Below are 19800 nucleotides of genomic sequence, written 5' to 3' on the forward strand. Positions count from 1 at the left end.
GTGCGGCCGCCCGCCGCGACCAGGCCGCCTTCGCGTATCGGAGGGCTGCCCTGACCGCGTTCCGGGAGGTCGAGGACGGCATGGCGTCGGTCGAACGGTCCGCCCAACAGGAGGACCTGTTGGCGCACCAGCAGGCCGCGCTCCTCCGGCTCCAGCGGCTTGCGTCGCGCCGCTATCGCGAGGGGTATTCTCCCTATCTCGAACAGCTCGACGCGGAGCGCAGCCTGTTATCGTCGCAGCTGTCGCTGGTCCAATCGCGGGGCGATCGTCTGCTCGCCTCGACCGCGCTTTTTCAGGCACTGGGCGGCGGTTGGCAGCCTTCGGAACAGCGGGAGAAATGATCCGTGGCCCGCATGATCCTGCTCGTCCTCTTTATCGGCCTCATCTTTTTCGGTTCGATCGCTGTGAAACGGTACAGCGAGGAGTCGTCGCCGAACCCCAGGGGGGTGGATGGCGATTCATCGGCCATCGTTGCACTCGCGGACGGCTCCACGATGGCCGTTCCCCGGGGCACGGTCGGTCGCGCGCTCGTCGACTGGCTTAGCGGACGCCAGCCGGGGCAGAAGACCTTCGAACTCGGAGGACAGGAGTTTGTCGGGGGAACTGCCGAACTCACCCCCGAATCGCGCGGCCGCATCACCCGCCTCGTCGCGATGCTCCGGGCCAACCCCGACGTGAAAGTCGTCATCGTCGGCCATGCCGCGCCCTCGGGCAACGAAGCGGCCGATCGCGCGATGTCGCAGGCGCGGGCCGACGTTGTGCTCGAGCAGCTCCGCGATGGCCGCATTGCGTCGCACCGGCTCAGCACCGAGGCCCGCGCCGCGTCGGACCCGATCGTACCGAATGACAGTCCGCGCAATCGTCAACGCAACCAACTCGTCAGCCTCATCCTGAGCCGGGCCAAGTGACGAACTTGGCCGAACGAGGTCCGATTCGGACGGCAAGGGTTCGGCTTGGCGGCAACGCCGTTGGCGGGAGCGCGCGCGATGCTGGCGCATCCGGTCACGGCACCGTCCCGCCGCCACGCCATGCCGACGGCGGCAGGGACACTAACGGTCGCTCACCTCCGGATCGTGATCAAATGGTCTCTAGACACCCTGCGCGGTGCGCGGCGCGGCGCGGCGCGGCGCGGCCGGGAGGGGCGATTCATGACGTGTACCGTCTCCACCCAGACCGACCGAGCGCGCCCGTCTGTTCGGGCGTGGCTGCGGCAAGACCGGAAGGTGCCCCCGGCGCGACATCCCGCACTGGTCAGCGGATCCGGTGCCATACAAGGAGGAGGTTCGAATGGAGTTGAGCAGTAAAGTCGCGATCGTCACCGGAGCCGCCAGCGGTATCGGCAAGGAGATTGCGCGGCAGTACATCCTGCAGGGCGCAAACGTCGCCATCGCCGATCTAAACGTCGACGCGGCGCGCGCCACGGCCGACGAACTCGATGCCAGCGGCTCGTCGGCGATGGCGGTCGAGATGGACGTCACGAACGAGGCCGAGGTCGATGCCGGCGTGCGCGCGGTCTGCGATCGGTTCGGGGGTGTCGACATCCTCGTCTCCAACGCAGGCATCCAGATCGTCTCGCCCGTCGATCGGTTCGACTTCGCCGACTGGAAAAAGATGCTCGCGATCCACCTGGATGGCGCGTTCCTCACCACGCGCGCGTGTCTCCAGCGGATGTACGCCCAGCAACGCGGCGGTGCGATCATCTACATCGGCTCGGCGCACTCCAAGGAGGCGTCAAGGCTCAAGGCGCCGTACGTCACGGCGAAACACGGGCTGATCGGTCTCGCGAAGGTCGTTGCGAAGGAAGGGGCCGACCATGGCGTCCGCGCCAACGTCATCTGCCCGGGTTTTGTCCGGACGCCGCTGGTCGAGAAGCAAATCCCGGAGCAGGCGAAGGCCCTTGGCATCACCGAAGACCAGGTCGTCAGGGACGTGATGCTCAAGGAAACGATCGACGGGCAGTTTACGACGCTCGACGACGTCGCACGGTGCGCGACGTTTCTCGCGGCATTTCCTTCAAACGCACTGACCGGCCAGTCGCTCGTGGTGAGCCACGGCTGGGCGATGCAATGATCGAGGGGGCGATGAAATGGACGGAGCATTGAATTGCGAAAACGTTGGGCGGGCCGGGCGGGTGCAGCAGACCGCGCCTTTCGATTGCATCGCGCTTGTGCTGCAGGGTGGCGGTGCCCTGGGCGCCTATCAGGCGGGTGTGTACGAAGCATTGGCGCAAGCGTCGCTTCACCCGAACTGGGTCGCGGGCATCTCGATCGGTGCCATCAACGCCGCGCTGATCGCCGGCAACGCGCCGGAGCAGCGCGTCGAGAAGTTGCGTGCGTTCTGGCAGACCGTGACGGCCGACCCATGGGCAGGCTGGTTCGCCACGCCGGGTCCCGTCGGCGGAGACCTTTTGCGCCACTGGGCAAACCATTGGCATGCCGCCGCCGCGGTGATGACCGGCGCTGCCGGTTTTTTCGCGCCGCGGCAGGTTCCCGCCTATTTCGCGCCTGCCGGCAGCGCCGATGCGATCAGCTTCTACGATACGACGGCGCTCAAGACCACGCTCGAGCGGCTTGTCGACTTCGACCGGATCAATGCCGGCGACATGCGCTTCAGCGTCGGCGCGGTGAACGTGGCGACGGCCAATCTGGTATGTTTCGACAATCGAACGCACAAGATCCGGCCCGAGCACGTCATTGCCAGCGGCGCGCTCCCGCCTGCCTTCGCGCCGGTCGAGATCGAAGGCGAGTATTACTGGGACGGCGGGGTGGTTTCGAACACGCCGCTCCAATGGGTCGTCGATAGCGCGGACCGTCAGGATACGCTCGCGTTCCAGGTCGATTTGTGGAGCGCGAGGGGTGCCATCCCCCGCACCCTGCCGGAGGTGATGATGCGCCAGAAGGAAATCCAATATTCGAGCCGGACGCGGGCGCGATCCGATCAGTTCCGAAAGGAGCAAAAGCTGCGGAGCGCCCTGACCGACCTCATTTCGAAGCTGCCCGAACATTTGCGCGACACGCCCGAATATGCGCTTCTGGCGCCGGAGTCCGATCGCAACGTCTACAACATCATCCAGCTCATCTATCAGTCGCGTCGCACGGAGGAAGGCTCGAAGGACTTCGAATTTTCGAAGCGCAGCATGGAAGATCATTGGGCCGCGGGATGGTCCGACACGATCCGGACGCTGCGGCATCCCGAAGTGCTCGAGCGACCAACCAGTGTCGACGGCATCTTCACGTTCGACATCGCCACCAACGGGAGGCTTTCATGAACAGGTCCGACGTGCGCAACCGCGCATTCGCGATGCCCCTTACGCAACCCGCGTACCCGCCAGGGCCGTACCGGTTCTACGACCGCGAGTTTCTCATCCTGACCTACCGGACCGATCCTGATAAACTGCGCGAGATCGTTCCAGAACCGCTCGAAATCGCGTCCGATCTGGTAAAATTCGAGTTCATCCGGATGCCCGACTCAACCGGCTTCGGCAACTATACCGAAGCGGGGCAAGTCATCCCCGTCCGCTTTCGGGGAGAAGCCGGGAACTACACGCTCAACATGTTCCTGAACGACCATCCGCCGATCGCGGGCGGGCGCGAGCTGTGGGGCTTTCCCAAGAAGCTTGCGGGCCCAAGCCTTCGAACCGAGACGGACACGCTCGTCGGTACGCTGGACTATGGGCCGGTTCGCGTCGCGACGGGGACCATGGGCTACAAGTACAAGGAAGGGGACGCGGACGCGACTGTACGCGCGCTCGCCGCGCCCAACTTCCTGCTCAAGATCATTCCGCACGTGGACGGCACCGCGCGCATCTGCGAGCTCGTCGAATACCATTTGGAGGACGTTGCGCTGAAGGGGGTCTGGACCGGGCCTGGGGCCTTGTCGTTGGTTCCCCATGCGCTCGCCCCGGTGGCAAACCTGCCGATACGCGAGCTCGTCTCGACGACCCATTTCGTCGCTGACCTTACGCTCGGGCTCGGCAAGGTCGTTTACGACTATCTCGACGACGCCTAGGTGCCGCCGAGGCGGGGTCTTCTGCGACGCGCGACGGCCTGGCAGAACCGGTCGTCCCGACATTCCCGTCCACGGGCGCGTGCTAAGATTCTCCCGTGGGCGGGGAGGGCGCCGACGCAGCATCGACGCTCGCCCTTTGCGTTCGGGACCATGTCTTTTCTATCAGACCATCGGGGGGGCGACGTGTCGCTGCCTCCTGATGGCATGATCTGGCCTCGCCGGCCCGCACGAATGCCTTTCGGGTTGGCGATCGCCGCTTGGGCGATACCGGCGTGCCGGGCGGTCATCGTCCAGCCCGCCGGGGCGCTGATCGATGACGGTCTTGGCGTCGGGCCTGGGCTCGCGCGGACGCTGGCTCGCTTGGGACCACGGCGTACGCACCGGGAATGCGGGTGGACTGCCGGCTACGTGCGTGGTGCCAGACAGCTGCTTGCGGCCCCCCCGCTGCGCCGGTTTCGGCGCTTGCGAAGGGGACTGCGTTGAGGGGCTGCGGTGCCGGGGTGGCTGAAAGTGCAGGCTTCTAGCCGGCGGGGCCGTCCAGCTCCGGGGCGTGCCACGGATAGGGCGCGATCGCGTTGGGCGGCTTGCCTCCCAGATCGGCTGCGAAGCCGTGGTTGACGTCGCGATGATGCGCTTCGTCGGCGCGAACCACCAGGATGACGTCGCGCAGCGTGGCATTGTCGGACAGGCCCCAATAGCGGCGTGCGATCGCCGGGGCGGGGACGTTGGCGCTCCGCCCCGCATCGATTTCCGCAAGATAATGGCTGTAGCTGATCACCGCTTCTTCCTCGAAATAGCCGACCAGCCGATGCGCGGTTTTCGGGGAAAGCAGGTAGAGGGCGAAGAAGCCGAGATAGAAGAGCCACTGCACGACCAGCACGACGAGCCGCTCGAACAGCGTCGGCTTGCACACCTCCAGGAAGGTCATCAGGTGCATGCGCTCGTTCTCGGCCTCTTCCATAAGGATGCGGATCCAGCCACGATCGGGCTTCATCTGCCGCAGGCAGCGCAAATGGGTCAGCGTGGCGCCGACCATGCCCGGCACCGCCGCCACCGTTTCCAGCACGATGGCGCGATGGCCATAGCGTTTGGCAAAGAAGGTGTCGGCGATGAACCGCAGCAGCCGCGTGGCGGCCAGCGCGAAGCGATCGGAACCGCCATGGGGCGGGTGATGGATGGAAAGATCAATTTCGGGGGCATAGTTCATGATGTCACTCCTGATGGCGCGTAAAGTCGGGCGCGGCACGCGGCCCAGCGAGTGGCCGGAAACCGCCGCGATAGGATCAACCGGCTGGGCAAGAGCGGGATGGCGGGGCACGCGACGCGCCTGACGTCGCATGGGTGGCACCCGGCACCGTGAATCTCATCGCCGAACGCGGCGGCTGTACCTGCGGCGAACGGTCCGGCGGCGTGAGGACAGGTGATGCGCGGAAGTGGCTTACTGTGAGCCGCAGGGTCTGCCGAACGTGCGACAGGGCGGCGCTACGCGGCCCCGCGCCGGACCTTCGGTCAAAGCGGCGATGCCACCGGGTCGGCCAGGCTCTCGTCGCGCCGGCACATTGACCCGTCGCCCGTCTCTAGCCGCCGTTGCTTGGACGACGATCGACGAGCCCGTTGAGCGCCATCACCGTAAGGCCCCCCGCCAAGGTTGCGACGACCCGGTCCAGGAGCAGGCTTGGGGCGACCGACCTGCCGATATCGAGCACCAGCAGGATCAGTGGCGTGCTGACGGTGGCATAAAGCAGGTAACTCCGTGCGCGTGCCAATGGCACGACCGTCGCGAGCAGGCACGCGACGATGCCGCGGGCAATCGGCGCCGAGAAGCAGACCAGGATCGTTCCCGTCAGCAGAACGCCGCCCAGGGTGCCCGCCAACCGCTGCATGATTTTCACCGGAACATGTTCGATGCGACGCTGGGTCAGCAGCGCGACCGTGAGGAGGATCCAGTAGAAATGATGGGTCGGCCATAGATGGCGCAAAACGCTGGCGATGCCGAGACCGAGCGCAAGCCGAAGCGGGTATTGCCATCCCTCGAGCGTGTGCAGCGTGCGGCGAAAGGCGGCGCGACGCTGCGCATCGGTGGGCCCTCGCCGCGTCTCAGGCACAGGGCCTTCCTGACGCCTGCGGCCACCGGCGAGGATGCCGCGCAGGGCGATGTTCCACAACGCGCCCGATCCGAAGATCAGGGCTGCAGCGCCACGATGCGCTGCTGCACCGTCGAGAAAACCGACGCTCAGCACGAGATAGATGGTGAACCGAATGGCACCCCCTGCGACCGGCCGACTATAGCCTGACAGCAAGCCCGCCGCCGCGGCGAGTGCGATTACCGCGAGGTCGGACCAGGGCCACCCTGCGACTGCGGTCGCAGCCGCAACGGCTGTCAGCGCGGGCGCGAGGGTGTGGCTCAGGCCGGGGGGTGACGTGGTCGCGCTGCCGCGGACACCCGTCGGTGCTCCGGCAAGCAGGATGGCACCGAGGCCGATCGTGAAGCCTGCCTCCGCGTGTCCGAGCATCAGACCGACGGCAACGGGGGTGCCCATGCCGAGCGCCGCGATCGCGAGGCTGCGGACGCTCACGGGTTCCCCCCGATCAATCGCCACGACATCGCGCCAGAGTCGGGAGACGTGGAGCCATGTCACGATCTGTTTCCCGCTGCACCAGCCGTGCCGATGCGGGGGAAAGCGCCGACGGCGTTGTCCAGCAGGCGACCGTCCTTGCCGGCCACTCAGTCGATTCCCCGTGCTCCTCGATCGATCGGGTTCCATCAGTCGCCGGGTCGATCAGGCGGCCGGGAACCAGCCAGTCGGGCGCCGTCCTGGCACGGTGCACTTCGGCGCCCGCTTGGTCGGTGAGCATGCAATATTCATCGAAGGCCTGATCGCGGGGGCGGCGGAAGCCGCGCCGGTTCCACCTTTGCTCTGCGGCCTTCAAGCCGGTGCACGGCAGGATGGCGATGGGTCTCGGAAGATCCGGCACGCACACGCTCCTTGTTGTCGACTAAATAATGATACGCTATGCGTACCATTATGTCGAGTGTGGACGATCGGGAGAGCGACGAGGCGCGGATCGTGCGGGCGGTGCTGCGTCTTGCGAGGAGCATGCGCGGATCGGCGCGCGCCGCCGAGCTGACGGGCGGCGCGCTTGCGCTTGTGGCGACGCTCTATCGCAAGGGACCGCTGAGTGCGGTGGCGCTCGCCCGAGCCGAGGGGCTGCAACCGCAATCGCTCAGTCGGCTCCTGGTGCGACTAGAGACCGACGGGCTGATCGAGCGGGCGATCGATCCTGAAGACCGAAGACGCTACGTCATCACGCTGACCATCCGGGGACGCAACGCGCTGCGTTCGGCGATGACCCAGCGCGGCGAATGGCTCGGCACCATGATGGCCGAGCGGCTGAACGAGGCCGAGCGCGCAAGCCTGTGCGCCGCCGCCGAAGTCATGCTCAAGATTGTCGGCCCCTTGGAGGACGATCCTCCCGAAGATGAATCAACCGACGCTTCTCATCGGACGAGCCAAAGCTGATACGCGTTTGCAGGCGCTACCTTTTGTTGGCGGAGCCCATTCCCCCATCTCCACGCCCAACGCCATCGCGCCGGATCCGGCGGAGGTTCTACGCACGCGTGCCTTTCGCGACGGCGAGCCTGCCGGCGCGGAAGCAATCCCATCCGCGCTCAAGACGGGGGGTGCCGAAGGCCAGGATCGTCAACGTTCGAAAGGACAGGATCGCGGTCGATCGGCCGTTACCCGAGCGCGTCAACATCGTGCGAAAAACGCGATACGCAAACTGAGGAGGCGAAGGGTTTCGCCGCTTGACGCAGGGCGGTGATCGAGGACGAGGTGCTGACAGAGGCGACTCTTGCCGCACCGAATGGGGGGGATGCTGCGGCTGTTGTCCGAGACGCGGTAGCCGGTTCATGCGGACCACATAACGCCCCGATATACCGCGAAGAGCCAATGCGATGATGGATGTTGGCTTTCCGGTCCTAGGCCGGAAGCTGGTGACCCCTACGAGAATCGAACTCGTGCTTACGCCGTGAGAGGGCGTCGTCCTAACCGCTAGACGAAGGGGCCGTTAGCGAAGCGGCGTCCTTACGCAGCCCGGGCCGCCGCGTCAACCCGTTGCGCCGTGCTGTCTGGTGCCCGGAACCCGAACCGTATTGCCACGTTTGTTTCGGTGTCGGACGAACTGTCGTCCGTTCCGGCGAGGGGCCGGGTTTTCAGAAGGGAAGTTTCATGCTCTGGACGATCGTAGTCATTCTGCTGGTGCTCTGGGCACTTGGTTTTGCTGTTCACATCGGCGGTGGTTTGATCCACCTCTTGCTCGTGATCGCCGCGATCGTCGTGGTTGTCCGCCTGCTGCAGGGCCGCTCGGCGGTATAGTTCGACGGGGGCGGGGGGCGGCTCAGGCCGCCGCCCGCCGCCGTTCCGCCATCTCGACGTTCAGCATTTCCGCCAGCAGGAACGCAAGCTCCAGACTTTGACCGGCGTTGAGTCGCGGATCGCAATGCGTGTGGTAGCGATCCGCCAGCGACTGTTCCGTCACGTCGACCGCACCGCCGGTGCACTCCGTGACGTTCTGCCCGGTCATCTCGGCGTGGATTCCGCCCGCGATCGACCCTTCGGCGCGATGCACCGCGAAGAACCCGCGTACTTCTGCCAGGATCCGATCGAACGGCCGGGTCTTGTACCCCGTCGCCGCCTTCACGGTATTGCCGTGCATCGGATCGCAGCTCCACACCACCGGATGCCCCTCGCGCAGAACCGCGCGCACCAGCTTGGGAAGGCCCGCCTCGATCTTGTCGTGGCCATAGCGCGTGATGAGCGTCATCCGCCCCGGGATTCGCGACGGGTTGAGCGTGTCGAGCAAGCGCAGCAGCGCGTCTGGCTCGAGGCTCGGGCCGCACTTCATCCCGATCGGATTGCCGATCCCGCGGAGATATTCGACATGCGCGCTACCCTCGAAGCGCGTGCGATCACCGATCCACAGGAAATGCGCGCTCGTGTCATACCAGTCGCCGGTCAGCGAATCCTGCCGGGTCAGCGCCTGTTCGTAGCGGAGCAGCAGCGCCTCATGGCTGGTGTAGAAGCTCGTTTGCGCGAGCTGCGGCACCGTCTCGGGGCTGATCCCGCACGCTTCCATGAAGTCGAGCGCCTCGCCGATCCGGTCGGCGACGTCGGCGAACTTCTTCGCCCACGGGCTGCGGCCCATGTAATCGTGCGTCCAGCGATGGACCTGGTGCAGGTTCGCATAGCCGCCGCCTGCGAACGCGCGCAGCAGGTTGAGCGTCGCCGCCGACTGGCTGTACGCGCGAATCATCCGCTGCGGATCGTTCGCGCGGGCGTCCGGGGTGAAGGCGATGTCGTTGACGATGTCGCCGCGGTAGGCGGGCAGGGTGACGTCGCCGATCGTTTCGGTGTCGGCCGAACGCGGCTTGGCGAACTGCCCCGCCATCCGGCCGAGCTTTACCGTCGGCAGCTTCGACGCGAAGGTGAGCACGACCGCCATCTGCAGGATCACGCGGAACGTGTCGCGGATGTTGTTCGCGCTATGCTCGGCGAAGCTCTCGGCGCAATCGCCGCCCTGGAGCAGGAACGCCTTGCCCTCGGCGACGCGCGCGAGATCGGCGGTCAGGTTGCGCGCCTCGCCCGCGAAGACGAGCGGCGGGAACGTGCTGAGCTGCGCGGTCGCGGCGTCGAGCGCGGCGGGATCCTCGTAGGTTGGCATTTGCCGCGCCTCGGCGCGGGTCCAGCTATCGGGGGCCCAGCTGCTCATGTCATTCTCCATGCGAATCTGTACATACCAGTCGGCGTGTGCCGCGATGGCGTTGGCGGCGATCTGGTTGACCACCGGGCCGCTGGCGCGCTTGCCATCCTCTTCCCAGCCCTGAACGGTCGAACCCGGCGCGTCATACCACGCCCCGAAAGCGGCGCGGGTGAGCCCACGTTCTTCACGAAAGCGTTTGATCTTGAGGCCGGCCATCGTCGTCATGCGCAGCGTATTACCCAGGCTGGGTAAAGGGTGCAACTCCGATTTTCCCTTGCTGGGTAATTGGCGGACACTTCCTTGGTCGGGGACTGGTCAGGCGGTGTTTGTGGTTGCCGACGATAATTTGATAGCATGTCTTGTCTGAGCCTCGTCGTGTGCACCCCAGGGCAGCGCGGACAAACAGCTTCGGGAAACCAATATGACCGAAGAGATCGCAACGGGACTGCTCGAAGCCAGCATCGAACGGGTCTGGAACGAGCATGACGGTGAAAAGCGGATCGCTGCGATAGCGGCGCTCTATCACCCCGAGGCGCGCATCTACGAACCCGAACGGTCGATCACGGGACATGCCGCCATTTCGGACACCGTCGCCTGTGTCCTTGCAGACATGCCGCCGGGTTTCCGGTTCGAGGTCACCGGCCCTACGCTCGGCCATCACGGTGTTGCCGTGACCCGCTGGAAAGGCGGACCTCCGGGACAGGTCATCGTGAGCGGCGCGGATACCGTGCACATCCTTGACGGCAAGATACACGAACACTGGTTCTTCTTTGATCCGCCACAGCCACGCTGAGCTTTCGATGCCGGACTGGGGACGACCGCGAGCGCCGAAAGGCGGGACATCGTCGTTTCGCCGATGAAGTGCCGTCCCTGCCATGCCATGTCGCGCGGTTTCGCATCGTTTTGCTGGCCGGCATTTGGGTGCAGATTCGTCTTGCCTGTGTCGGGTCCGCCGGAACCGTACGACCGGGCACCGCCCGTACCGTTCTGACACACGCCGTCAGACGCCGAATGTCTCTTCGCGGGAACCAGCGACGCAGTGCGTCGTTTCGATGCCCGACTGGTTAACATGCTCTTCAGGAAGCACAAAAGATGGTGCGTAAAACATTAGGCTCGGGTTCATTCCGGCGGACTTTCCAGGCTCCGAGACGCCTGAATGACGATCCGCGGGCGGGCCTTACCCCGATCGAACTCATGATGTTGGACAAGTCGCTCAAGGGCGCAAACTAAAGCGGGATCGCGGGAAGGCCGGGGCTGCGGCGGAGGTGTCGCCAATGCCGTATAGCCCCTGCCGTGCTGGATGGGCAGATACCCTTGCCTGCCAGTCCCTTCTGGCAGTTATCCGGGGCGGCGCCTTGTTCCTTTGCCTCAATATCCCGCGTCGAGATCGACGACATTCTCCATCGTCTCCCCTGCCTGGAATTTGGCGAGGTTGCGCAGGAACAGCTCCGCAGCACGAACGAACATCTTGGTCTGGCTGCGTCCCGCTAGGTGCATCGAATGGATAACGTTCGGGGTGGTCCACAAGGGATGCTCCGGCGGGAGCGGTTCGGGGTCGACCGTATCGAGGAACGCGCCTGCGATCGTCTTGCCGCCGAGCGCGGCAATCAGTGAATCCTGATCGACCATGTCGCCGCGCGCGATGTTGACGAGCCATGCGCTCGCCTTCATCGCCGCCAGTTCGGGAGCGCCGATCGCCGCCTTTGTGTCTCCGGTCGAGGGCGCGGCGAGGATCACCCAGTCATATGCGGCGAGTCGCGGTTTCCACGCATCCGGCGTCAGCGTTCCGTCGCGGCCAGAGCGCGTGACACCGGTCACCGCGACGCCGAATGCGGCGAGCCGGTCGCCGATCAGCCGCCCGATCGCGCCATAGCCGACGACGAGTGCGCGGGTTTCGAACAGTTCCTGCCGTCCGGGGGCCGAATCGGGCCATTCGCGCCGGTCGGCGATTCGCACCACGTCGTCGTACCGCTTGGCGGCGACCAGCACGCCCATCACCGCATATTCGGCGACGGCGATGGCGTTGATCCCGGCGCCGTTGGTGACGATCGTCCCCGCGTCGCGCAGCGCCACGAGATCGAGCGATTCGATTCCGGCGATCGCGGTGAACAGCCAGCGCAACCGTTTCGCGGCGGCAACCGCTTCCTGGGTCAGCCCGTGCGGGTACAGGTCGACCCAGCCGATGTCGGCGTCGACCATCGCCGCGGCCGCCTCCGCCCGTGTCGCGACCCAGCTGATGTCGAGTCCGGCGGGAAGCCGCGGTTCAAGTAACTGGCGGGCGAGCGCGGGCAGGACGACTTTCATTAACGACCTTTCGGAATGATCAAAACCAGGCGGTATGGCCCTCGACATATTTGCGCTCGAACGCCTCGTCGGGCGTGGCGAGATAGATGATGCATTCGATCAGCGCGATCACCGCGATGATCGCGGTCGGCACGCCGAACAGAATCGACCCGAATACCGCGACGCACAGCATGATGATCCCGGCCCTGACCTGCCCGAGATAGAATTTGTGGAGCCCGAGCGTGCCGAGGAAGAAGGCGAGCAGCGCGGCGACGAAGCGGTTCTTGTCGGCGGTCATCGCGCCGCCGCCCGTGACATAGATGCCGGTCGCGCGGCCATCCTGCGCCTCGAAATCGACGCGCTGGCCGCTCTGCGGGGGGCTGCGGTGGCGCCAGTCGGCGGGCGTGAAGGCGTAGCGGCGTCCGTCCTCGGCGCTGATCATGCCCTCGGCGCTATTGGTGTTGAACCCCAAGACCTTGCCCTGCATCGTCACGTCCCCCCGGTTGTGTCCGGGGGACAGCTTAGCGCGAGCGGGGCCGAAGGGAAGGGGGGTGTTCTCTCTTCGTTTCTGGTGGGGGAGGTTCCCGCCTTCGCAAGACGTCTGCAGAAAAGCCGCCGTCATGCTGAACTTGTTTCAGCATCCACCTTGCCGCAGGCATGGTCCGAATTCGCGGAGGGCTGGATCCTGAAACACGTTCAGGATGACGGACGTTTTTCAGCGGTCTCGCCGGCGCGGAAATGATGGAATGGGGGAGGGAGGCGCCATCCTACTGTGGCCTCACGATTCCCCGAGTTTCCAGTCCCAGCCCAGCGCATCGCCGTCCATCACCTCGACCCCCGCCGCGGCGAGCGAATCGCGGATCGCGTCCGATGCAGCGAAATCCTTGTCGATCCGCGCCTGCTTGCGTTCCGCGATCCGCGTCTCGATCGTCGCCGCGTCGATCGTCGCATCCACCGGTCGCAACCGCATCTCGGCCCGCGTCAGCGTCGCCAGTCGCAGCCCCAGCACCGCATCGAAATCCCCGATCGCGCCGATCCGCACCGTCGGAGACAGCTTCTTGTCCGCGATCAGCTCGTCGAGCACGGTCAGGGCGCGCGGCGTGTTGAGATCGTCCGCCACCGCTTCCTCGAGCCGCGCGAGATAGGGTTCGGCATCGCCCTTGAGCGTCCCGTCGTCGCGCGCGCGCAGGGCGTCGAGCGCGATCACCAGCCGCTTCAGCCGCGTGAAGGCGGCGGCGAGGTTCTCCCAGGTGAACTCGAGTTCGCTACGATAGTGCGCCTGCAGGCACATCAGCCGGTAGGCGAGCGGATGGAAGCCCGCGTCCACCAGCGTCTGCAGTCGCAGGAACGCGCCGGTCGACTTGGACATCTTGCCGCCGCGGTCGACCAGAAAGTTGTTGTGCATCCAGATCCGCGCGCCGGTATCCTCGCACGAACAAAATGCCTGGTTCTGCGCGATCTCGTTCGGATGGTGGATCTCGCGGTGGTCGATCCCGCCGGTGTGGATGTCGAACGGGTGTCCGAGATGCTGGAGGCTCATCACCGAGCATTCGAGATGCCAGCCCGGCGCGCCCTTGCCCCACGGCGAATCCCATTCCATCTGGCGTTGCTCGCCCGGTGGCGAGCGCCGCCAGATCGCGAAATCGGCGGCGTTGCGCTTGCCCGATACCGGGTCGATCCGGCTTTCGCCCCGGCTCTCGTCCAGATCCGTTGTCGCTCGCGCGAGCGCGCCATAATGCGGCACCTTGCTGGTGTCGAAATAGAGGCCGCCTTCGATAAGATAGCAGTCCTTTTCGATCGTCTTGGCGAAGTCGATCATCTGCGGGATGTGATCGGTCGCGACGGTCCACTCGGCGGGCGGCTCGATGTTGAGCCGTGCCACGTCGTCCTTGAACGCCGCCGTATAATGCGCGGCGATCTCCCAGATCGATTTGGCCTGCGCGGCGGCGGCCTTTTCCATCTTGTCGTCGCCCGCATCCGCGTCGCTGGTCAGGTGGCCGACGTCGGTGATGTTGATGACGTGTTTGGTCGGCCAGCCCTTCCACCGAATCACCCGCCCCAGCGTGTCCGCGAACAGGAACGCGCGCATGTTGCCGATGTGCTGATAGTTATAGACGGTCGGGCCGCAGGTGTAGATTCGCACCACGCGCGGGTCGATCGGCACGAACGGCTCTGGCGTTCGCGTCAGGCTGTTATATAGCGTAAGGGGTGTTCCGGTCATGGTGTTCGCTTAGCGAGCGCAGGGCCGGCAAGTCACGTAAAAGCTGCGCCACGGGTTGAAACTTACAACCCAGCCGTGTAGGGCGCACGCCTTGCGACGCGGACCTGATGTCCGCGGCGGCGCTTTTCTATCGATTCGGAGCTGTTCGGGTTTATGCAAATCATCGTTCGCGACAACAATGTCGACCAGGCGCTGCGCGCGCTCAAGAAGAAGCTGCAGCGCGAAGGCGTGTATCGCGAAATGAAGTTGCGCCGTCATTACGAGAAGCCGAGCGAGAAGCGCGCGCGCGAGCGTGCTGCGGCCGTTCGTCGTGCCCGCAAGCTCGAGCGCAAGCGCATGGAGCGTGACGGCGCACGGTAAGACCCGTGTCCCGGGCGGGCCGCTTCTGGCCCGCCAGTCTCTACCTTCCCTGACCCGACCGCCCATCTGGGAGCGCCCATGTCGATCACCGCTGTTCCGCTGAAGCCCGTCAAGCGGCGTGTCTTGGTGTATCTGTGGGCCGGCATCGCGGTGGCCGCGGTCGGTGCCGCCGCGCTTGCGGTGCAGACCCCGGTCGATCCGGCGGCGACCTTCCTTGCGCACAACGCGCGCAGCAAGGGCGTCAAGCAGACTCCGTCGGGCCTGCAATATCAGGTGCTCACGCCGGGCACCGGTGCCCCGCCGACCGACCAGGACGTCGCGCTCGTCAATTACGAGGGCAAGTTCGTCGACGGGACCGTGTTCGACAAGAGCCAGCGGCCGTTCCCGGTGCCGCTTGGCGAGCATGCCGTCGTTCCCGGGTTCGAGGAAGCGTTGTCGCTGATCCCCAAGGGCGGCAAGTACCGCGTTTGGATCAAGCCGAGCCTCGCGTACGGCGACACCGCGCGTCCGGGGATGCCCGCGCATTCGACGCTGGTGTTCGACATCGAGATGCTCGATTTCCTTTCCAAGGCCGCGGTCCAGCAGCTTCAACAGCAGCAGCAGATGCAGCAGCAAATGATGCAGCAGGGCGGTGGTGCTCCCGGCGGCATGCCGCCGGGCGCGATGCCGGGTGTGCCTGCGGGTGTTCCGGGCGGGGCCCCGGGTGGGGCGATTCCTCAGGGTAACTGAGCGCTTCGGCACATTGCTGGTGATACCAGAACCCCGGCCTCGGTCGGGGTTTTTGGCGTCTGGACGGGCTTCCCAACGTCGTCATTCCCGCGAAAGCGAGAGTCTTGCAAAACCGTCCGTCATCCTGAACGTGTTTCAGGATCCAGGTCTCCGCGCGTCCGGACTCTGCCTGCCGCGCAGTCGATGCTGAAACGCGTTCAGCATGACGGCAGTTTTCGGGGCGCGCGAACGATGGTCAGCATGGGAGCGGGCAACCCGACCCCGAAGCGTTAGCCGTCGTCGCCCATCCGCAACGCGGCGATGAACGCCTCCTGCGGGATGCTGACCGAGCCATACTCGCGCATCTTCGCTTTGCCCTTCTTCTGCTTTTCCAGAAGCTTCTTCTTGCGGGTCGCATCGCCGCCGTAGCACTTCGCGGTCACGTCCTTGCGCATCGCGCTGATCGTCTCGCGCGCGATGACCTTGCCGCCGATCGCGGCCTGGATCGGGATCTTGAACAGATGCCGCGGGATCAGGTCCTTCAACCGCTCGACCATCCCGCGTCCGCGCACTTCGGCGGTGCCGCGGTGAACGATCATCGACAGCGCATCGACGGGCTCCTCGTTGACGAGGATCCCCATCTTGACGAGATCGCCTTCGCGATAGCCGATCTGGTGGTAATCGAAGCTGGCATAGCCCTTCGACATCGACTTCAGCCGGTCGTAGAAATCGAACACGACTTCGTTGAGCGGCAGCTCGTAGGTCGCCTGCGCGCGGCCGCCGACATAGGTCAGGTTCTTCTGGATGCCGCGGCGATCCTGGCACAGCTTGAGCACGCTGCCGAGATATTCGTCGGGGACGTAGATCGTCGCCTCGATCCACGGCTCGCTGATCGTCGCGATCTTGTTGGGCTCGGGCATGTCGGCGGGGTTGTGCAACTCGATTTGCGTCGTGCCCGCAGGATCTGGATGCGTCAGTTCGATCTCGTACACCACCGACGGCGCGGTCGTGATCAGGTCGAGGTCGTATTCGCGCGTCAGGCGCTCCTGGATGATCTCCAGATGCAGCAGTCCGAGGAACCCGCAGCGGAAGCCGAAGCCCAGCGCCGCTGACGTCTCCATCTCGAACGAGAAACTTGCATCGTTCAGCCGCAGCTTGGAGATCGACTCGCGCAGTTTCTCGAACTCGGCGGCGTCGACCGGGAACATGCCGCAGAACACCACCGGCTGGACTTCCTTGAAGCCCGGCAGCGCCTCCAGGGCAGGCCGCTTCGCATCGGTGATCGTGTCGCCGACGCGCGTCTGCGCGACCTCCTTGATCTGCGCGGTGATGAAGCCCATCTCGCCCGTGCCGAGTTCGGTCAACTGCTCGATCTTGGGGCGGAAACACCCGACCCGGTCGACCAGATGCATCGTGCCGGTCTGCATGAACTTGATCTGCTGGCCCTTCTTCAGGACGCCGTCGATCACGCGGACGAGGATGACGACGCCGAGATACGGGTCGTACCAGCTGTCGACCAGCATCGCCTTCAGCGGTGCCTCGGGATCGCCCTTGGGCGGCGGGATCTTCGTGACGATCGCCTCGAGAATATCCTCGATGCCGATCCCGGACTTAGCCGACGCGAGCACCGCGCCGGATGCGTCGATGCCGATCACGTCCTCGATTTCCTTGCGGACCTTTTCGGGTTCGGCGGCGGGCAGATCGATCTTGTTGATGACGGGCACGATCTCGTGGTCATGCTCGATCGACTGGTAGACGTTGGCCAAGGTCTGCGCCTCGACGCCCTGCGCCGCGTCGACCACGAGCAGCGCGCCCTCGCACGCGGCGAGGCTGCGGCTGACTTCATAGGCGAAGTCGACGTGGCCGGGCGTGTCCATCAGGTTGAGGACGTAATCGAGACCGTCCTTGGCGTGATAGGCGAGGCGCACGGTCTGCGCCTTGATCGTGATCCCACGCTCTTTCTCGATGTCCATGTTGTCGAGCACCTGCTCGGACATTTCGCGCGCGGTCAGTCCGCCGGTCTGCTGGATCAGGCGGTCGGCGAGCGTCGACTTGCCGTGGTCGATATGCGCGATGATCGAAAAGTTGCGGATGCGGTCGAGCGGGGTGGTCATGCTTCCGGCGATAGCATGCACGCGGGCCAACGCAACATAAGCGATAGGGGGAGAGCGATATGGAGGGGGCGATATGGCGCTGGCGGAACAAAAGGGGGCGGGCTAGGCTTGGGCAAGGATCGTCAGGAGAATTTGCATGAAGCTCGCCCGTCCGTATGCCGCTGCCGCCCTCGCGCTCGCGGCGACCGTCGCCTTCGCCATGCCCGCCAACGCCGCGCTCAAGGTCGGGGCGAAGGCACCAGACTTCACCACGCAGGGCGCGCTCGGCGGCAAGCCGTTCACCTTCTCGCTCGCCTCGGCGCTCAAGAAGGGGCCGGTCGTCGTCTACTTCTTCCCCGCCGCCTTCACCGCGGGCTGCACGATCGAGGCGCACAAGTTCGCCGAGGCCGCGGCCGACTTCAAGAAGGCGGGTGCAACGCTGGTCGGGCTGACCGCGGGCGGGATCGACAAGATCGATGCCTTCTCCAAGGAAGAATGCCGCAGCGCCTTCCCGGTCGCCGCCGCGACGCCGCCCATGATCAGCAACTACGACGTGTCCTACGCGGCGGGTTCGAAGATCACGAGCCGCACCTCCTACGTCATCGCGCCGGGCGGCGAGGTGATCTACGAGCTGACGCAGAACAATCCGGTCGGCCATGTCGAGGGGACGCTGCAGGCGGTGCGCGACTGGCGCGCGAAGCACAAGGGCTGAGGCGCGCCCCCTAAACGCTGGTGCTTCCCCGGCGAAGGCCGGGGCCCAGTAGTGAAGGTCGAGGTAAGGTAGCGCAGCGCCAATTTGCGAAACGCACGCTACCGAGCCCCGGCCTGCGCCGGGGAAGGGTAAAAGAGAAGGAAGATATCCGGGGATCGCGCCTCGAGCCGCTCGGGCGAGGCTATCGCTGCAATGGTCGGGGCGATAGGATTCGAACCTACGACCCCTGGACCCCGAGACCAGTGCGCTACCAGACTGCGCCACGCCCCGACACATTGCAGGGGCGAGCGGTTAGCCGGGCGGGGGGCTGCGATCAAGCGAAAACTTCGCCTAGCGTCGTGCGGCGAGCATTTCCGCGATCGTCGCGAATTTCTCGCGCGGTGCCCCGGCGCGTGCGCGGGTGATTTCGGCGGCCTCGATCTTCTGCCAGTCGCGGAAGGTGACGATCTCCACCCCGCGTTCGCCGAGCAACGTATCGAGCGCGGCGCGCCCGGGCTTGCCACTGCCGCAGGAAACGTCCGCCGCGATCCGTTCGGCGATGGCGAAGCCGTCGGGGCGGTTGGTGCCGATCGTCCCCGTCGGTCCGCGCCGTGCCCAGCCGACCGCGTACAGCCCCGGCGCAATCCGGCCGTCGACATTGGCGAAGCGTCCGAGCGCGTCGTCATACGGCACCCCCGCGATCGGCGGGGTGCGATAGCCGATGCAGCTGACGACCAGCGTGGCGGGGACGGCATATTCCTCGCCGGTGTCGACGACGCGCCCGGTTTCGTCGAGCCGCGTCCGCGCGACGATCACGCGCTCGGCGTGGGTTTCGCCCTCGATTCGCAGGGGGCGGGCGAAGAAATCGAATACGATCCGCACCGTCTTGTCGTCCTGCGGCTGCGCGAAGCCGCGCAGATGCGCCACCGCCTTGCGCAGCCCCGGTTCGAGTGCGGCATCAGCCTCGAACGGGGGCAGGTCGGCCGTGTCGACGAGCGGGACCGCGCGGGTCAGATGCGCAAGCTCGCCCAACTCCTTCGGCGTCATCGCGATCTGGTGCGGCCCGCGGCGCGCGAGCAGCGTGACGGTGGCATGTTCCGCGCCCCGCAGCCGGTCGAGCGCATGGCCGACGATGTCCGACCCGCCGAACTCGGCCTCTGTCTTGGCAAGGATCCGCGCGACGTCGAGCGCGACATTGCCCGCGCCGACGACCACCGCGTCGCGCCCGTGGACGGGGGGATCGAGGTCCGCGAAATCGGGATGCCCGTTATACCAGCCGACGAACGCCGCCGAGCCGATCACGCCCGGCAGATCGTCCCCCGGCACGCCGAGGGGCTTGTCCGACGGCGCGCCGGTCGCGAGGACGACCGCATCGTACAGTTCCTGCAGCTCGAGGATCGATACGTCGTCGCCGACCGAGACGTTGCCGACGAAGCGCACCGTCTCGCTCAGCGCGACTGCCTCGTAGCGCCGCGCGACGCCCTTGATCGATTGATGGTCCGGCGCGACGCCGGTGCGGATGAGGCCATAGGGAACGGGAAGCCGGTCGATGATATCGACCCGGCATTCTGCACCGAACGCCTTCTGGCACGCCTCCGCGGTATAATAGCCTGCCGGTCCCGAACCGATGATCGCGATGTGTCGCATGCCGTTCGTTCTCCCGTCCGGCAAGC

Annotated in this window: 19 protein-coding genes and 2 tRNA genes; 11 read left to right on the plus strand and 10 right to left on the minus strand. The window is 65.7% G+C overall.

The features are described 5' to 3' along the window. The 5 genes from RI03_RS04830 to RI03_RS04850 form a co-directional block, all read left to right on the plus strand. Nucleotides 1–341: TolC family protein (locus tag RI03_RS04830; protein ID WP_010215619.1), on the plus strand; the 341-nt coding region annotated here is incomplete at its 5' end. Nucleotides 342–353: 12 nt separating this feature from the next. After that, entirely contained in the window at nucleotides 354–908 is a 555-nt protein-coding gene (locus tag RI03_RS04835) for an OmpA family protein (protein WP_010215622.1), read from the plus strand. Nucleotides 909–1287: 379 nt separating this feature from the next. Further along, nucleotides 1288–2070, plus strand: a complete 783-nt coding sequence (locus RI03_RS04840) for a 3-hydroxybutyrate dehydrogenase (protein ID WP_010162648.1) — start codon at nucleotides 1288–1290, stop codon at nucleotides 2068–2070. A 16-nt stretch (nucleotides 2071–2086) separates the two neighbouring features. Beyond that, on the plus strand, nucleotides 2087–3268 hold the full coding sequence (locus RI03_RS04845) for a DUF3734 domain-containing protein (protein WP_010215624.1): 1182 nt from the start codon (nucleotides 2087–2089) through the stop codon (nucleotides 3266–3268). Continuing rightward, nucleotides 3265–4008, plus strand: coding sequence for an acetoacetate decarboxylase (locus RI03_RS04850; protein ID WP_010215625.1), 744 nt, complete (start codon nucleotides 3265–3267; stop codon nucleotides 4006–4008). The genes RI03_RS04845 and RI03_RS04850 overlap by 4 nt, the downstream gene beginning before the upstream one ends. A 520-nt stretch (nucleotides 4009–4528) precedes the next feature. On the opposite strand, the gene RI03_RS04855 is transcribed toward RI03_RS04850, so the two are convergent. Together RI03_RS04855 and RI03_RS04860 are read right to left on the minus strand one after the other, a co-directional pair. Beyond that, the gene (locus tag RI03_RS04855; RefSeq protein ID WP_010215627.1) at nucleotides 4529–5215 is read right to left on the minus strand and encodes an alternative oxidase; all 687 of its coding nucleotides are present in this window, start codon (nucleotides 5213–5215) and stop codon (nucleotides 4529–4531) included. Nucleotides 5216–5585: 370 nt separating this feature from the next. After that, nucleotides 5586–6584, minus strand: a complete 999-nt coding sequence (locus RI03_RS04860; RefSeq protein ID WP_010215629.1) for an FUSC family protein — start codon at nucleotides 6582–6584, stop codon at nucleotides 5586–5588. Nucleotides 6585–7022: 438 nt separating this feature from the next. Here RI03_RS04860 and RI03_RS04865 point away from each other — a divergent pair, with 438 nt between their 5' ends. Further along, on the plus strand, nucleotides 7023–7529 hold the full coding sequence (locus tag RI03_RS04865) for a MarR family winged helix-turn-helix transcriptional regulator (RefSeq protein ID WP_238542279.1): 507 nt from the start codon (nucleotides 7023–7025) through the stop codon (nucleotides 7527–7529). Between the two features lie 474 nt (nucleotides 7530–8003). On the opposite strand, the gene RI03_RS04870 is transcribed toward RI03_RS04865, so the two are convergent. After that, a tRNA-Glu gene (locus RI03_RS04870) sits at nucleotides 8004–8078 on the minus strand. 162 nt (nucleotides 8079–8240) lie between these two features. On the opposite strand from RI03_RS04870, the gene RI03_RS23450 reads away from it, so the two are divergent. After that, nucleotides 8241–8387 carry a lmo0937 family membrane protein gene (locus tag RI03_RS23450; protein ID WP_010162657.1) on the plus strand — a complete coding sequence of 49 codons (147 nt, stop codon included), beginning with the start codon at nucleotides 8241–8243 and terminating at the stop codon, nucleotides 8385–8387. A gap of 22 nt (nucleotides 8388–8409) precedes the next feature. Here the strand turns inward: RI03_RS23450 and RI03_RS04875 are convergent, their stop codons facing one another. Then, nucleotides 8410–9780: a class II 3-deoxy-7-phosphoheptulonate synthase gene (locus tag RI03_RS04875; protein ID WP_442852553.1), complete on the minus strand. Its 1371-nt coding sequence runs from the start codon at nucleotides 9778–9780 to the stop codon at nucleotides 8410–8412. A gap of 412 nt (nucleotides 9781–10192) precedes the next feature. On the opposite strand from RI03_RS04875, the gene RI03_RS04880 reads away from it, so the two are divergent. Continuing rightward, a complete protein-coding gene (locus RI03_RS04880) occupies nucleotides 10193–10564 on the plus strand; it encodes a nuclear transport factor 2 family protein (protein WP_010215633.1) in 372 nt (123 codons plus the stop codon). A gap of 575 nt (nucleotides 10565–11139) precedes the next feature. Here the strand turns inward: RI03_RS04880 and RI03_RS04885 are convergent. The 3 genes from RI03_RS04885 to cysS form a co-directional block, all read right to left on the minus strand. Continuing rightward, nucleotides 11140–12075, minus strand: a complete 936-nt coding sequence (locus RI03_RS04885; RefSeq protein ID WP_010215636.1) for an NAD(P)-dependent oxidoreductase — start codon at nucleotides 12073–12075, stop codon at nucleotides 11140–11142. A gap of 19 nt (nucleotides 12076–12094) precedes the next feature. Then, nucleotides 12095–12541: a TM2 domain-containing protein gene (locus tag RI03_RS04890; RefSeq protein ID WP_010215638.1), complete on the minus strand. Its 447-nt coding sequence runs from the start codon at nucleotides 12539–12541 to the stop codon at nucleotides 12095–12097. Between the two features lie 291 nt (nucleotides 12542–12832). Further along, nucleotides 12833–14275 carry a cysteine--tRNA ligase gene (gene cysS, locus RI03_RS04895; RefSeq protein WP_026046459.1) on the minus strand — a complete coding sequence of 481 codons (1443 nt, stop codon included), beginning with the start codon at nucleotides 14273–14275 and terminating at the stop codon, nucleotides 12833–12835. A gap of 153 nt (nucleotides 14276–14428) precedes the next feature. Between cysS and rpsU the strand changes: the two genes are divergently transcribed. Both rpsU and RI03_RS04905 read left to right on the plus strand, forming a co-directional pair. Further along, nucleotides 14429–14635, plus strand: coding sequence for a 30S ribosomal protein S21 (rpsU, locus tag RI03_RS04900; protein ID WP_010162663.1), 207 nt, complete (start codon nucleotides 14429–14431; stop codon nucleotides 14633–14635). Nucleotides 14636–14713: 78 nt separating this feature from the next. Continuing rightward, nucleotides 14714–15364 carry an FKBP-type peptidyl-prolyl cis-trans isomerase gene (locus RI03_RS04905; protein ID WP_010215641.1) on the plus strand — a complete coding sequence of 217 codons (651 nt, stop codon included), beginning with the start codon at nucleotides 14714–14716 and terminating at the stop codon, nucleotides 15362–15364. Nucleotides 15365–15633: 269 nt separating this feature from the next. On the opposite strand, the gene lepA is transcribed toward RI03_RS04905, so the two are convergent. Next, nucleotides 15634–17457, minus strand: a complete 1824-nt coding sequence (gene lepA, locus RI03_RS04910) for a translation elongation factor 4 (RefSeq protein WP_010215643.1) — start codon at nucleotides 17455–17457, stop codon at nucleotides 15634–15636. A gap of 136 nt (nucleotides 17458–17593) precedes the next feature. On the opposite strand from lepA, the gene RI03_RS04915 reads away from it, so the two are divergent. Further along, nucleotides 17594–18148 carry a peroxiredoxin gene (locus RI03_RS04915; RefSeq protein ID WP_010162666.1) on the plus strand — a complete coding sequence of 185 codons (555 nt, stop codon included), beginning with the start codon at nucleotides 17594–17596 and terminating at the stop codon, nucleotides 18146–18148. Nucleotides 18149–18341: 193 nt separating this feature from the next. Here RI03_RS04915 and RI03_RS04920 read toward each other — a convergent pair. Together RI03_RS04920 and RI03_RS04925 are read right to left on the minus strand one after the other, a co-directional pair. Then, nucleotides 18342–18418 (minus strand) — tRNA-Pro (locus RI03_RS04920). A 60-nt stretch (nucleotides 18419–18478) separates the two neighbouring features. Beyond that, nucleotides 18479–19774, minus strand: a complete 1296-nt coding sequence (locus RI03_RS04925; protein WP_010215645.1) for an FAD-dependent oxidoreductase — start codon at nucleotides 19772–19774, stop codon at nucleotides 18479–18481. Nucleotides 19775–19800 lie beyond the last annotated feature (26 nt).

The organism is Sphingomonas sp. PAMC 26621 (assembly GCF_000251145.1).
In the GTDB taxonomy this organism is placed as follows: Bacteria; Pseudomonadota; Alphaproteobacteria; order Sphingomonadales; family Sphingomonadaceae; genus Sphingomonas.